Raw genomic sequence first — 328 nt, 5'->3', positions numbered from 1 at the left:
TTATGAAAGACTGATTATAGGAAAGAAAGTAGTTCATATTCAGTCTATTGGAGAAGTGAAAACAAGCCAACAACTACCAAGAAACAAAAAAACATCAAATCCAAGAGTTACCTTTGACGGTCGTCACTGGTGGATTAGTGTAGGATTCCAAGAAGACTTTGAATCACAAGAACTAACCAATGAGTCGATTGGTGTGGATGTTGGTTTAAAAGAACTGTTTGTAGCTTCTAATGGTATGAAAGAACGAAATATAAACAAAGATGCCAAGGTTAAAAAACTTTTGAAAAGGAAAAAGTCAGCGCAAAGAGATATGTCTAGGAGATTTAAA

The 328-nt window shown here is 34.5% G+C and carries 1 pseudogene; it reads left to right on the top strand.

Annotated elements, in window-relative coordinates:
- A pseudogene (locus MR065_RS27245) lies at nt 1-328 on the top strand (RNA-guided endonuclease InsQ/TnpB family protein); the annotation flags it as partial.

Source organism: Bacillus cereus group sp. BfR-BA-01383, from assembly GCF_022663495.1.
GTDB lineage: Bacteria > Bacillota > Bacilli > Bacillales > Bacillaceae_G > Bacillus_A > Bacillus_A cereus_AU.
Note: the sequence above shows the minus strand (reverse complement) of the source record. Positions and strands in the feature narration are given on the sequence as shown.